Raw genomic sequence first — 15,048 nt, 5'->3', positions numbered from 1 at the left:
TTAAATACATCCTATGTTAAGGTTCAATTATAATTAAGATAAAAACAGGAGGTAAGTTATAAAATTTAAATACATCCTATGTTAAGGTTCAATCGAGTCTGTAAAATGGACAAGCTTAAGGTTGAAAAAATTTAAATACATCCTATGTTAAGGTTCAATGTAAGTAATTCCAGCATGGGCAAACTTTGTGAAGTATTTAAATACATCCTATGTTAAGGTTCAATAGCTGTATTGAGTTTACTTTATCTAATTCAAAATTTATTTAAATACATCCTATGTTAAGGTTCAATAAATGTTGATAAAATGGGGAACTAAATATAATCCATTTAAATACATCCTATGTTAAGGTTCAATTTATTGGGTTGTTTGATTAGGAGCATAAGAAGATGATTTAAATACATCCTATGTTAAGGTTCAATAACTGCAATTAAGCCATTCTCTATTTTCATTATACCCCTTGATCCATTGAAAATAAAGGGTTTATTAAAAATTTTACCAACCATTTTGTGTTTTTTAAAAAACAACAACAAAACTCCTCATAAGCCTTGATACTTCAATGGATTATGAGGAGTTTTGTTTACTTTGAGGTTGGTAAAATTATATTATAATATCTTCCCCTGTATTATTTTGCTGTACTCCTAATACTTCCTCACCATATACTTTATCATTTAACAATTTAATAATACATATAAAATCTTCTTCTTTGTCTATTACTTTATTTAAATCTTTCTTTAAAAGTATTAGATTTGATGGAGTTATTTCTCCTCTGAAAACTGATTTTTGAAAATGGGATAAATATTTTTTACACACTCTAAATACTCTTCCCACTCTTTTTTCATTAACATCATAAAATAAAAATGCATAGTTATATTTTATTTTTTCTCCCATATTACATGTTCTCCTTTAGATTAAAAGGATTGAACTCTTTTCCCTCTAATATAAACTTTATAAGTTTATAACAATCTAATTTTATAGCTGTTCTATATGAAATTTTCCTTTTTAATTTTGGATGAACAAATACTGTTTCCATTCTTTCCTCAAATGCTGTAATAAATATTTTTCTTCCCTCTTCATTTAATAAACAATAATTTACCTTTTTATCGAAATGCTTAGACACCTGTAGCTTTTTCCTATTTACCAGTTCAAAAATTGTTTTATACACTATAACAGGCTTAAACACTTCACTTATATCTAAACTAAGTGAGAACCTTCCTTCAGATGGCTCATGTAAAAAACTAATTCTTTGATCTAAGTGTGTATTATATATTGCTGCAATTGTCTTTCCATATAACAATGTATTTCCAAAAGATATCAGTGCATTTATAGGATTGTCTGGAGGTCTTTTAACTCTCTTATTCAGTATAAAATCTTCCGGTAATATATGTTTGAACTCACTATAAAATCTTTGCCAAACTTCACCCTCAACCTGCATAAGTTGTTTTATGTCTTTAGCCTTATCTAAATTAATTATAAATTCATTATTTATCCAATCTATAGTTTCTTTAACTTCTTTTTTATCATGTTTATAGTAATGATATAATACCTCTGCTATATTCTGCCCTATTCCACTTACTATACCTTTAGCTATTTCTAATCTGTTATTTTTATAAGCATCTACTTGTGCAACTAAAAGTCTTCCACTATTATATCTTTCTCTAGGATAAAATGTTCCGCTATATCCACCATGATAATTAAAGAAATGTACAATTATATTATTTTGAGATAGAAAATCTAACAGCTTAGTATTTATGCTTACTTCTGATAAGCAATAAATTTCCTTAGTATTTTCAATTGGAATATATACATTCTTTCCATCTTTTCTAAAACATAAGGAATTATCCTTTCTGGTTAATTCTCCCATAGAAGTTATATATCTTGTGCTCCCCATACTCTCCTCCTAAATATAACAATATTCATAATAGGCACATTTTTTGCATTTAGGCTTATTTATTATATCTGGTGCTACCTCTTCTTCTAAAAGAAGTTCTATTTTTGATATTATAATATCAAGTTCTCTAGAATTTTCTTCTGTTAAATTTACAATCAATGTTTTATTTTTGCTTTTGTTTTTCTCTACAAATTCTAGTTTGCCAGTTCTCTCTATTCCCTTTTCTTTTAGTATCTTTAAGTACAAAAGTAATTGCCATTTAGCTGCTTCAACATCAGCATCAGATTTTTTTACTTCTATTAAATAATCCTTAGTTAGTTTATCTATTTTTATATTTTCTATTGCTATCTCTGAATTAGTAGAGCTTTCACTTTTAACTTCATGTATTGCCTTACCTATTTTGACATCTTCACTATTATCTTCTAAATTTATTCTATTCCCATGAAACCAGCATTGTCTTTTACAATGAAAATAGTAATTTATTAATGTACCGTTAACTTTCATAACATACTCCTTTTTATGAGTTTTAAAATATAAAGAACTTACTTATAAATACTTTTTTCTTATGTAAATGTATGAAATTATATAATTTATCAATTATCTTAACAAACCTCATAGTAAGTATTTAAAATTCTATTTATGAGCTTTCTTAATATGCTGTATATAAAATTAAATGATGCCTATATCAAAATTTTCTCGATTAAATTTACCATTAGTAAAATAATTTTCCCCCTCATCTATACAGTAAATTTCACCTAATCTATCATTATAAGAAAAATCTCTACTTTTAACTTTATATATAAAATAATTGAGATTACTTGTTATTTTTGAAAGCTTTACCTTTTTCTCAGCATAATCTAGCTCACTATTTTTAAGTAGCTTTTTATAATTATCCCATACCTTTTTGCCATCCAATACTTCTCCATTTTCTACTGCTATATCTCTACATAAAAATACTGTTACTTCATTTTTATCATCATCTATAAGTTGCATCTTTTTCTCTACTTCTGAAAAACTTAATTTACCTATTTTATCATTTATAAAATCTTCTATATTATTTTCATTGAATTTTGAGCTTTCCTCATTAATTCTTTTAAGAACCAAATCATAATATTTTTGAAAATTCTTCTCTAAAATTAGCTCTCTTATACTACTTGATTTAAGAGTTAAGCTTTTTTCTTTTCTATAATCACCTTTATAAATGCTAGAAGCTGAATCTAAATCAAAAAAGTATACAGTGCATTTAGGCTTTTGGCATGACCTATTTACTCTTCCTAAAAACTGTTCATCGCTATCTACCATAGATATATCCTTGTACCCTATATCCATATCTATGTCTACACCGGCTTCAATTACTTGAGTAGCTACTAATACAATATTTTTTTCTTCTTCTACCTTACCTATTATTTCATTTCTTTCTATGCTATTGTCATCTCCAGTAATAAGCATAATGTTTCTTTCATTGCCTAAATCATCAATTAAATCATTAAAAAATTCTAAAGCACGTTTTTTATTTATAAATTCGATAAGTATATTGTCCTCAGTATTTTTTGCAGTATTTAAAACGTGATTTTTTAATGCTTCATAAGAATTATCACTTTTTTCTAAAAGAGAAAAATCTATTGATACTCTATCTTTAAATATAGGATTTTTAAAATATTTATTTCTATTTATAATTAAATTTGTTGTATTAGCATTATCATAATCTATAAGTTTGTTCAACTCTGGTAATGTTGCAGACATAATTATGATTTTTATGTTTAAAATCTCTGCATAACAGTTCAAAAACATAATTATCTCTTTCCATATATTATTTTTATAACTTTGTATCTCATCTAAAATAATTACACTGTTAGCAATTTGTATGAGGGGGAACAAATCTTCCTTAGCTGTTCCAAACAAATAGTTAAATATACTTACATGTGTTGTTAAAACTATAGGATAATTTAGAAATTGCCTATTAAGCAGTGATTCATTATAATTTACTTCTTCATTTTTTTCATCTTTAGCTTGATTTTTCATTACCTCCTTTATTGGAACTAATGAATTTATTACAGCTATTTCATTAAATAATTTTTCGTCAAAACCAAATACTTTTTCTAAGTTATTTATATTTTGTTCTACCAATGTATTAAAAGGATATACATTAAATATTTTGTTTAAGAACTTATCTTTTTCTATTAATTTAAAACTCAGATTTAATGCTACATTGCTTTTTCCACTTCCCGTTGGTGCTTCTAAATAGTATATATTGCTATTAATATTTTTCTCTAATACCCTTTCTGCATCTAAAAACATTTCGTTTCTAAGAATATTAATATCTTCTATTCCCATAAAATCATTTTCTTTAAGATAACTTTCTTTTTCATATTTTCTTATTTCTTCATATATTCTAGCTTTCTTTAAAACATCATAGAATTTATTTATATCTGATATCTGACCAAAATCGTTAATCTCCATATTATTCATAAATTGTGATGTTGAGTAATAATCACACCCAAGTAATAGTGACGCTAAAAACCTCTCATATATGTAAAGATAAATTTTTTCCTTACTATCAATTACTTCTTTCTCTAAATAACTGTCCACCAATTCAAAAAGTTTTTTCATTAGCTTGGGCTTTTTTTCAAATATTAGACTTCCATCATAGGATGATTTAAATATACTCAATTGTTCTGTATAAATCCTTGTTCCTTCGCCATCCTCCTCTAAAAATTTATTCTTATATTCATTAAAAGAATCTAAAGAACCATGGTGTTTTGATATTAAATATGAATTTATCATCATAAAGAATCTTAATTTATTTTTTATATTAGATGTTGTATTTTCTAGTTCTTTTATTCTTTTAAAATAATAATTGATATAAATAAGAGAGGATAACATTGAATGGTTTGAATAATTAAAATCTAATCCTTCATAATTCTTAAAAAAATCATTTCCCATCTTCTTGTATTGAAAACAGCAATTAATTTTTCCTAAGTCATGCATATAAATTACATTAAGCATCATTTCTTTAAAGAGTTCTATTCCTTCTTCACAGTCTTCATTAAATAGACAATTTTGAAAATTTAATAATACATTATCTAAATTTTTAGCTTTAATTATTTTATATAAGTATTCTTCTGAAAGATCTAGGTGTTCCCTTAAAGTTTCAAATTTGCCATTATCCTCAGTTTTATGTGCGTATATATTTGAACTGTTCTTTATATATTTGTCTATTTGAAATTTTTCTATATTATCAAAATACATATATTGATTCTCCTATGTTTTTAATTGATTCTATAAAGTAATATCCTAATTATTAATTACTGTATAAAAATAGAGGGATTACTCCCTCTAAAAGAAAAATATATTCTTGCCATTACATTCATATATTAAATCATAAGATGAGTTTTCAATTGATGAATTAGTATAAACAAAAGATTCAAGGTCATATTTATTGGTGTTCTCTTCTAGGGAAATTGGAAGCATTTCTTCATATTTCCATATATCCTCTGATTCATCTTCTTCATCAAAATCAAAGTTATTATTTATAAAAGAAAAATAATTTTTAATATATAAACTATCAAATTTTTTAGGCTCATCTACTTTTTTAACATCTTTTATTAATTCTATATTTTCTATAGTAGCTATATGATCATTTTTACCTAAGTAAGGAATGAATGTAAAATTGTAGTTTAATATATCGTCCTTTAATTGATTTTCTATATCTCCTTTTAAAAGAACATAAATTTCCCATTCAGGTTCTTCCAACCACTGCTCTTTAACAATTAAATTTCCACCTTGTTCTTTTGATGCGTATCCAACTGAATTATTAAAAGTTTGAATCTTTTTAGAAATATACCCTTGATCATTTAGTGGCACTATTCCTATATTTATATCCTTAAGTTTTTCATAAAATTCTGGATATTTATCGTTTTTCTGTTGATTATTGTATCCCCGTAATCCCAATATAGATCCAAAAACTCCTAATAGTGCTATTTTATGAATGTTTCCATAAGTAAAATAGAAATATGTGTTAACATCAGGCTTTTTAAAAAATGCAGTCTTTCCTTTTAATGTGAATTTTAAAACATCCATTTTCTATACCTCTTCTTTTGTAAATATGTTGAAGTATTTTGCATTTTCTATATCCTTTTCTATAATTGTTGTATATGGATTATAATAAATTTCTACTGACTTTATTCTCTCTTTTAAATCTCTAAATAAATTGTTGCATTTTATGATTATCTTTCCTTTATCATCACACTTTTCAAATGCAACATATTGAGATAAGTCTGGTAAATATAAATTTCTATCTGTTACTACAAACATAGCAAATTCATTTTCACAACCTATCTTTGCATTTGTTGAAAAAGATGTGGCTGCAACCATAGAAGCCTCTTTAAATTTTTTATAATCTTCCTCAGTATATCCTTCAGTAACATCTAACTCTTTAAACCCATCATATGCTTGAGGGTTTATTGTAAATGGATAAAAATAATGTGCTTCATCACTAACTATTTTTGTTCCTAAAGTTGAAGATTTCGCATCATCATCTTCTTCTTTTTTCTTTTTTGCATCTCTAAAAGGAGATAATATTTGTTGTTCCTCTGCATTTGAATCTAAATACTTATTGAATCCTTGTCCTATTTGAACTGCTCCTGTTATTGATATATTATTTCCTTCTTCTGCAAAGGTAGCTCCAAAATTTTTTATATCTATTGCTGAAAATAAATTTTTCAAAACTTTTTTACTATCTTTATTACCTTTTAAATCTTCACCTTCAAAGATTTGTTCATATCTTTCTTTTAAGGATCTTGGAATTAGCTCTACTTCTCCTTTTTTTCCTTCCTGTAACCTCATAGATTTTATATATAAAACCTTCTCGCCCTGTTCTTCCCACATTTTTTTCATAGGGTATTTAAATGCCTTATCACTACCAAAAACTTCACCTGAAGAAGTTGTCTTTGGGTATCCTGTAAAATCTGCATTCCAATTACTCATTCTTGAAGCTATACCTAAAACTCCATAAACTCTACTGTTCATTTTCCTTTTCCTCCTTATTTGATTTTTCAAATATTAAATTACTATGAAGGTATCCCGCTATTATTAAATCTTCATTTACCTTACTTTCTGGTACATATGAGGACACCATAGCCATAAGGTTATTAAAGCGTATTACTCCTCTTGGAATAGCATAATTATATTTTTTAAACATTCTTTTAACTTCGATTTTTATTCTTTCATCACTCTTAGCATTTATAATTGGATTAACTAAGGAATGCTCTTTTTTATAAGATTTATTTAATGTGATAAAATAATTTGCAAGCTGGCCAACTGCAAAATAATATTCTTTATCATTATCTATTGACACTGTCTCACTTTGAGAAATTTTATCTCTTAGTGATGATTTAATATCTACTAATATATCTGCCATATTTTCTCCTCCTATAAAATATTCTTTTAAAGCACATCTTAAATTAAACTGTTCTCCTGCTTTAAACATATACCCATTATACATAGAACCTTTTATTAAGCTTAAACTGCTTTCTTTAAGTACCTTCCATACAGTATAATCATTTCCTTTATAAAACCAATTAAATAGTGATCTTCTAGAAAGTAATATATTTCTTTTCAAATTATTATCATTTATACTCATATCCTTTGAATCTGTAAAATAATTAGAAGTTAAAAACTTACTAAATAATACTTGATTTATTAACTTTTTAGTTTCATCTAAGGTTTTTATTTTCACATTATAATTAAGTTCACTTTTGTTTAAGTCCAAATCTATTACATTTCTTAAAACTATGGGTTTTATATTAACTTTGTAATCATTTATTGTATCAAAGTCATGTATCTCTACTTCTTTTCCTTTTTTTATTCTTAAATATACACCATTAAAATCTCTTTCCATCGATTCTTTATCACTTTTAGGATATATTTTTTCCTTATCTATATAAATATTTGTTTTTCCTATGGAAACTTGATTTAAAAGATAATCAAAGAACTTCTTTTGCATTAATACTTCTTCTAATGATACTAAATAAGGGACTTTAGATTTTCTAGATTTATTTTCTAAGTAAGGCTTCTTAGAATTTAATCCCATGTTATCATTAGGAAGTCCATAAGTTTCTTCTCCTATTTTTACATTAAAATCTACACTATTAAAAATATTAGGAATTAAATATTTTTCATTTTCTTTCTTGTATTCTTCTAAATCATTTTTAAAAAAGAATTTTAAATATGATTTATCATTACTATTTTTGTCAACATAATTCTTAATATTTTCTTTAATCCATATTTTTATATTCTCTATAAGTACTTCGTCAGACTTCTCATATTTATTTTCTATTTCTTTATATAATCTAAGTTTTTCTTTGTCTTTAGAATATTTTATTTCAGGATTTTTTAAAATTTCATAATAAGAATCTATTATGTCATCATTAAGTTTTCCGTTATTTATATTATCTTTTTTAACAAAAAAACTTAAATAATTATTGCTGTGTATTATTTTATTACCATCTACTGGTTTATTCATATCTATAAGCTTACTTAAATAATCTGCATTACAGATAAAATCAAAATATTCACTACTTGTATCTATTTCTTTTGTCTTTTTATTTTGCTTTATTTTTACTAAATCTAACTCTTTAAATGTATTGCCATCTGGAACTATTATTATATAATCTCCATCCGCTGGAACATAGGAATGGGTTATAAAATCTTCCCCATTTTTATCATATATCTTTTTAAAAGTTTTAATTGCATCCTGAAGCATTTACTCACCTCCTTACATCCATTTGTAATTTAAGAAACCCATACCTCTTGGACACATTTCTCCGATGCCAGCACCTAATGCTAAATAAGCCATGTTCTGTGATAATTCATCATCAGATATATTTAAGGTTACCTTATCCCCTAATAAAGTAATATTTTTATACTTTATCCCAATAGGTTTTTTATTGTCAAATTTTATAAAATTATATAGTGGGAAATCTTCACTAACTTTTTCATCAAAAAATTGATTCCACTTCTTTATAATATTTGTTTTTATTCTTTTTTCATATTGATCTAATGACAAATTTCCTTTCCAATATCCATTATCTGTCTTTATAACTACTGGTGTTATAGAGTAGAGAGTTGAAATATGTTTTTTAGGAATTACCTTAACATCTATAGTTAATGCCTTAATAACTGATGTATACATATTAACTAATTGGGTTTCAAAATTTCTTAAAATCTTTTCATCAATAGTTCTTATTTTTACTGAATATATGTTTCCAGCTTTATATATTTTGTCTTCTTCAAGTTTATATGGTAATGAAAAAGTATAATATTTATATTTATTTTCATTGTGTAAAGCTAGCAACCCAGCATCTTTACATAAAGATTTATCAATCAATTCTGATAATTCAGTATAAGTATAATCTAATGATAAGTCTTTAATAATGAATATCTTTAATGTTAATTCATAAACTTTCATTAATTCACCTCCATTTTTATATATTTTAATATTAATTATTGATAATTGTATGATACATATTATTATGTTATAATAATTCATATAAGATGGACATTGATACTGTATGTCCATCTTATATCAGTTGTTGAGTGGACATATAAAAGGTTGCTAGCTTTTATATGTCTTTTTTTTCATTAGATATTTTTAAATAAATAGAGAACCATTTGTTTTCATTTAATATTTTTTTAAATTCTAGTGTTATATTCTTTTTTTTCATAAAAAATGCCGAAATTAATAATAAAAATACAATTAAGATTATTTTATAATTATTTATTAGATTAAGAATTGATTCTTCCAAACTTATTCCTCCTTTCATCTAGTTTAAAAAATACTAGGATTGATTTATAAATATATTAGCATATTCTGTAAATCATGTCAACTTTTTTTACCAATTAATAATATTAAATACTTGCTACTATATAAAGAAAAAATCATTTTAAAGAATCTAAATCTCTAAAATGATTTTACATCTTATGTTATGGTTCAATTTTAATAAAAAATACAAGGATATTTAAATACATCTTATGTTAATTACTATAAGATTATCATATTATTGATTATTTATCAATCTATTAAAACATTTCTGTTAGTATATTCATCTTATTTTTCTGTAAGTTATCAATATTTTTTCATACTATTACTTTATTTTAAAATATTGTATTTATTCTACAATTCTTCCAATAATAAAATTATTTAAATTAAGTTTTATTATATAATATCTTTCTCCTTACATATTATTATATCTCTTGGAAAGTAAATATTACGATTCACATATTTCACATCATTCTATTTTTCGTTTTTGTTATAAATATAAAAAAACTCTTAATCTTTTGAAGCTAAAAGCTTTAAGAGGCTTATTATAAAATTTAAATACATCTTATGTTAAGGTTCAACTCCAATATTTATTCTCCAATTCATTTCTGTAAACTTATTTAAATACATCTTATGTTAAGGTTCAACTAATATCTCTCTTGATGGTGATGGTCAAGTTTACTAATTTAAATACATCTTATGTTAAGGTTCAACTAAAGTCTTACCATCTTCGTAATACTTTCCTTGAAATTTAAATACATCTTATGTTAAGGTTCAACGAGAAGACTTAGATAAAACAATGCGAATTAAATTATTTAAATACATCTTATGTTAAGGTTCAACCACTGAATTTAAGCCATTTCTTATTCTCATCATATCATTAAAGCCATTGAATTTAAAGGCTTTTCTTAAAACTTTACCAATCATTTTGTGTTTTTTAAAAAATTAATAAAAAACTCCTCATAACCCTTGATATTTCAATGGATTATGAGGAGTTTTCTTTACTTTGAGGTTGGTAAAATTTCGTTTAATTTATTAATATAAAAAAGTAATAGATCAATAATATATTTAGATAATCATTATGTTACCTCAACTCTACAAATTGGAATTTATGAGTTAATCAATAAAATGTTTACTCCTACAAATAAGCATGGGAATATTCCTATTAATATTCCTACTAATCCATGAACAAAATGATACTTTTTTTCATGATATTCTTTATCCATATGTTCAGTGCCAGGTAATCTTATTACCTTAATATTAGCAAATAAAATCCAATCCATAAAGAAACAATCCCAAACATTAATTATAAACCAAATAAAAAAGCTTCCTAAAAAACCTTCTAAAAAAGTTTTTGCCTGAGCTAAACTCATTAGTCCAACAAGTACTATAATGCCAAAGAAAAGAAATATTCCCTTCTTAATTATAGCTGTTTTGCTTAATGGTTCTGCTGGTATTCTTTCATGGGTTTTAAAATATTCTTCTTGAATATCTTTTGGATAATCATGAATCCACCAGACTGGATTTTTACATAAAGGAATGAATATAACCAAATTAAAAATCATTGTTATAATTACAGTTTCTATTAATAATATCCATAAATTCATACTTCAACCCCCAACCCAAACTCATGTATTTTCAGCTATGCTTGTTCTACACCAATATCTTTTAATTCATCACAAGTAAATATACCTACTTTATTCAACTGGCTTTCAACTTCTTTTCCGATATTGTGTAGTTTTGATAATTCTCTCATAATAATCTCCCTTCAAATTACTACTTATAATACTCAGGCTTAAATTCCTATTTGTGTGCGCATTATATAAACGATCTTTAACTCATAATTTTTGCCATTATATATTATTTGCCCTATAAATGGCTATTAAAATATGATTGCTAATTAAATACATCTCATGTTAAGGCTCAATGAATATAGAAAGCATAATAAGAATTAATACTATGCCATTTAAATACATCCTATGTTAAGGTTCAATAATCAGTCCACTTCATTTTCCACTGCTCCTCCAAAATTTAAATACATCCTATGTTAAGGTTCAACTTCATCAATTGAGAATTGACTATTGATAATGGACAATTATTGATATTTCTCTCTTATAAGAGAAATTTTAAATCAATTTGTTTTAAAAGCAACTAGTTCATATTTAAATTGATAAAATCATTAAACCCAAGTAAAAATTTTGCTAAAAAGTATTAAATACATCCTATGTTAATGTTCAACAGTGCCATAGATGATATCAGAAGACAAGAGAAAATATTTAAATACATCAAATGTTAAGGTTCAACGAGAAATGAAAGAAGTGAATTTGTTAAAAATGCCATATTTAAATACATCATATGCTAAGGTCAATTTTTCTATTTGTCTATTAACATCTTTTATTTGTTCGTTTAAATACATCATATGTTAAGGTTCAACTTTCATTTTTTTGGAGAAGATGGTCTTTTATACGGATTTAAATACATCTTATGTTAAAGTTAAACCGTCAAGTTATGTGGGATTTAGAAAAACCTTTGCAATTTAAATACATCTAATCTTAAGGTTCAACAATTGAAGTTTTTGATAAAGAATCAAAATCTATTATATTTAAATACATCTTATGTTAAAGTTCAACTTGTAAATAAAGTTTTGGAACTTAGCGGATATAAATTTAAATACATCATATGTTAAGGTCCAACATTACTATTATATATTTATTGTAAAAATTATATAGAATTTAAATACATCTAATGTTAAGGTTCAACTCAATCTCTAAATATCCCTTACCATCTACCCTTTCGATTTAAATACATCTAATGTTAAGGTTCAACAAACAGGGGATTTAAAAATAATGCAACAACTTAACAAATTTAAATACATCTAATGTTAAGGTTCAACTTCATCAATTGAGAATTGACTATTGACAATGGACAATTATTGATATTTCTCTCTTATAAGAGAAATTTAAAATTCATTTGTTTTTTAAAAAATTAGTTTGATTAAAACTAATTTTAACCTTAATTGTCAATTATCCATTCTCAATTTTCAATTGTATAAGGTTCAACCACTGCAATTAAGCCATTTCATATTTTCATTATACCCTTTAAACTGTTGAAAATAAAGGATTTAGGAAAAATTTTACCAACTATTTTGTATTTCTAATAAATCCAGAAAAAACTCCTAACAAACCTTGAATTGTCAATGGATTGTGAGGAGTTTTATTTTATATGAGGTTGGGAAAAATTTATATAGATTTATTAATAATTATATATTTACTGTTAGAATAAATAAAAAGTAAGAAATTTTGAAATTATATTAGATTAAAATTTAAGATCACTGCAACTTCTAATTAATATTGTGGCATGCAACAAAGTGATTCTTTGAAACTTCCTTCAATATTGGTACCTGATTTTCACAAATTTCAGTTGCATATGGACATCTTGTGTTAAATTTACATCCTCTTATTTCATTATATCCATTTGGTATTTCATCCTTCATTATTATCCTAGTCTTTTTTTCCTTTGGATGACTTTTCGGTATTGATGAAATTAAACATTTAGTATAAGGATGTTTAGCCTTTAAAAATAATTCTTCTCCTTGTGCCTCTTCTACAATATTTCCAAGATACATAACCCCTATTCTGTCACAAAAATACCTAACTAAACTTAAATTGTGAGATATGAATAAATAAGTTAAATCCATTTCTTTTCTTAACTCATCCATAAGCATAAGAATTTGTGCTTGTATCGAAACATCTAATGCAGCCGTAGGCTCATCACAGACTAAAAACTTTGGCTTAAGAGATAATGCTCTTGCTATAACTATCCTTTGCCTTTCTCCTCCACTAAACTCATGTGAATACTTATTAATACTTTCTTCTCTTAGCCCACATAAATCCAATATCCTTTTAATTTCATCTCTTGATCTTCTTTTATCTACAATTCCATGTTTTACTATACCTTGTTTAATTATATTTTCTATAGTCATGGTGGGGTCTAGGGATGAATAAGGATCTTGAAATATCATTTGCATGTCTTTTCTTAAGCTTTGCATATCCTTCTTACTTATGCTATATTTATTTTCCACATCATAAATAAGCTCACTATTAAACTTTAAAGCTCCTCCTGTTTTAGGTATTAAGTTTAGTATTGCTCTACCAGTTGTAGATTTACCACATCCTGACTCTCCTACAAGTCCATATACTTCACCTTTATTAATATGAAATGATATTCCATCCACTGCTTTAATTATTTTATTCTCTCTATTAAATAGATTTCTACCATAGTTAAAATAGCATTTTAACTTTTTAACTTCTAATAGTTTTTCTTTATTAGATTCTATTTTATTCATTAAGTTTACCTTCCTCTTTCAAATCATATCTAAAGCATCTAACTTCATGGCCATCCTTTATGATTTTTAAGTCAGGTTTGTATTTTATACATTTGTTCATAACGTAATCACATCTATCAGCAAATGGGCATCCCTCTAATATATCTGAAAGTTTTGGTACTTTACCCCTAATACATTTAAGTGGTTCTCCCTTTTTAAAATTCTCTGGTCTTGAATTGATTAAGCCTATTGTATATGGATGAACAGGATTATCAAATATTTCCTCTACTGATGCCTTTTCCACTATATTTCCTGCATACATTACCATCACATCATCTGCAATTTCACATATGACTCCTAAATCATGAGTTATAAAAATTACTGACATATTTAACTTATCCTTAAGATCATTAATTAAGTCTAATACTTGAGCTTGCACTGTTACATCCAATGCTGTTGTAGGCTCATCTGCTATTAAAAGCTTTGGAGTACAACATAATGCCATAGCTATCATAACCCTTTGGCACATGCCTCCACTAAGCTTATGAGGGTATTCATTTATAATCTCATCTGCTCTTTTAATTCCAACAAGTTTCAACATCTCTATAACTCTTTTTTTATTCTCATTACCTTTTACATTTCTATGTACTTTTAATATCTCACCAATTTGATCCCCTATTTTAAGTACTGGATTTAAAGATATCATAGGTTCTTGAAATATCATTGAGATTTCATTTCCCTTAATGCTATTCATGTCTGAATCTTTCAATTCTAACAAATCTTTTCCTTCAAATAAAACTTTTCCCTTTTCTATTAATCCATTTTGCTTTTCAACAAGCCTCATAATAGACATAGCTGTTATACTTTTCCCACAGCCTGACTCACCAACAATACCTAATACTTTTCCTCTTTTTAAATTAAAACTAACTCCGTCTACTGCTTTAATTTTTCCTTCGTCACTTTTAAAACTAGTAGTTAAATCTATTACCTCTAATATATTATCTTCCATAATAATTT

Annotated in this window: 12 protein-coding genes, 1 pseudogene and 2 CRISPR repeat arrays; all 13 genes and pseudogenes read right to left on the bottom strand. The window is 25.5% G+C overall.

The window, feature by feature from the left end; genetic code table 11:
- Positions 1-63: 63 nt before the first annotated feature.
- Positions 64-419: a CRISPR direct-repeat array (repeat unit 30 nt; unit sequence ATTTAAATACATCCTATGTTAAGGTTCAAT).
- A 178-nt stretch (positions 420-597) separates the two neighbouring features.
- A complete protein-coding gene (gene cas2, locus B3603_RS03065; protein WP_291560600.1) occupies positions 598-888 on the bottom strand; it encodes a CRISPR-associated endonuclease Cas2 in 291 nt (96 codons plus the stop codon).
- A gap of 1 nt (position 889) precedes the next feature.
- Complete coding sequence (gene cas1b, locus B3603_RS03060; RefSeq protein ID WP_291560597.1) at positions 890-1,888, bottom strand: type I-B CRISPR-associated endonuclease Cas1b; 999 nt, start codon at positions 1,886-1,888, stop codon at positions 890-892.
- Between the two features lie 9 nt (positions 1,889-1,897).
- Entirely contained in the window at positions 1,898-2,392 is a 495-nt protein-coding gene (cas4, locus tag B3603_RS03055) for a CRISPR-associated protein Cas4 (protein WP_291560595.1), read from the bottom strand.
- Between the two features lie 165 nt (positions 2,393-2,557).
- A complete protein-coding gene (gene cas3 / locus B3603_RS03050; RefSeq protein ID WP_291560592.1) occupies positions 2,558-5,137 on the bottom strand; it encodes a CRISPR-associated helicase Cas3' in 2,580 nt (859 codons plus the stop codon).
- 87 nt (positions 5,138-5,224) lie between these two features.
- Positions 5,225-5,968, bottom strand: coding sequence for a type I-B CRISPR-associated protein Cas5b (gene cas5b, locus B3603_RS03045; RefSeq protein ID WP_291560590.1), 744 nt, complete (start codon positions 5,966-5,968; stop codon positions 5,225-5,227).
- 3 nt (positions 5,969-5,971) lie between these two features.
- On the bottom strand, positions 5,972-6,916 hold the full coding sequence (locus B3603_RS03040; RefSeq protein WP_291560588.1) for a type I CRISPR-associated protein Cas7: 945 nt from the start codon (positions 6,914-6,916) through the stop codon (positions 5,972-5,974).
- Positions 6,906-8,651, bottom strand: coding sequence for a type I-B CRISPR-associated protein Cas8b/Csh1 (gene cas8b, locus B3603_RS03035; protein ID WP_291560587.1), 1,746 nt, complete (start codon positions 8,649-8,651; stop codon positions 6,906-6,908). Before cas8b ends, B3603_RS03040 begins: the two co-directional genes overlap by 11 nt.
- A 12-nt stretch (positions 8,652-8,663) precedes the next feature.
- Positions 8,664-9,356: a CRISPR-associated endoribonuclease Cas6 gene (cas6, locus tag B3603_RS03030; RefSeq protein ID WP_291560584.1), complete on the bottom strand. Its 693-nt coding sequence runs from the start codon at positions 9,354-9,356 to the stop codon at positions 8,664-8,666.
- Between the two features lie 154 nt (positions 9,357-9,510).
- Positions 9,511-9,693, bottom strand: a complete 183-nt coding sequence (locus B3603_RS03025) for a hypothetical protein (protein ID WP_291560582.1) — start codon at positions 9,691-9,693, stop codon at positions 9,511-9,513.
- Between the two features lie 566 nt (positions 9,694-10,259).
- Positions 10,260-10,550: direct repeats of the CRISPR family, unit length 30 nt.
- A 266-nt stretch (positions 10,551-10,816) separates the two neighbouring features.
- Positions 10,817-11,314, bottom strand: a complete 498-nt coding sequence (locus B3603_RS03020) for a hypothetical protein (protein WP_291560580.1) — start codon at positions 11,312-11,314, stop codon at positions 10,817-10,819.
- 41 nt (positions 11,315-11,355) lie between these two features.
- Positions 11,356-11,463, bottom strand: a pseudogene (locus tag B3603_RS03015) (TfoX/Sxy family DNA transformation protein); the annotation flags it as partial.
- A gap of 1,584 nt (positions 11,464-13,047) precedes the next feature.
- On the bottom strand, positions 13,048-14,052 hold the full coding sequence (locus tag B3603_RS03010; RefSeq protein ID WP_291560578.1) for an ABC transporter ATP-binding protein: 1,005 nt from the start codon (positions 14,050-14,052) through the stop codon (positions 13,048-13,050).
- Positions 14,045-15,040: an ABC transporter ATP-binding protein gene (locus B3603_RS03005; protein ID WP_291560576.1), complete on the bottom strand. Its 996-nt coding sequence runs from the start codon at positions 15,038-15,040 to the stop codon at positions 14,045-14,047. The genes B3603_RS03010 and B3603_RS03005 overlap by 8 nt, the downstream gene beginning before the upstream one ends.
- Between the last annotated feature and the right edge of the window lie 8 nt (positions 15,041-15,048).

It is taken from the genome of Clostridium sp. UBA2485, from assembly GCF_002341865.1.
Lineage (GTDB): Bacteria > Bacillota > Clostridia > Clostridiales > Clostridiaceae > Clostridium_J.
The sequence above is the reverse complement of the archived record's forward strand: the minus strand, read 5'-3'. Positions and strand labels throughout refer to the sequence as shown.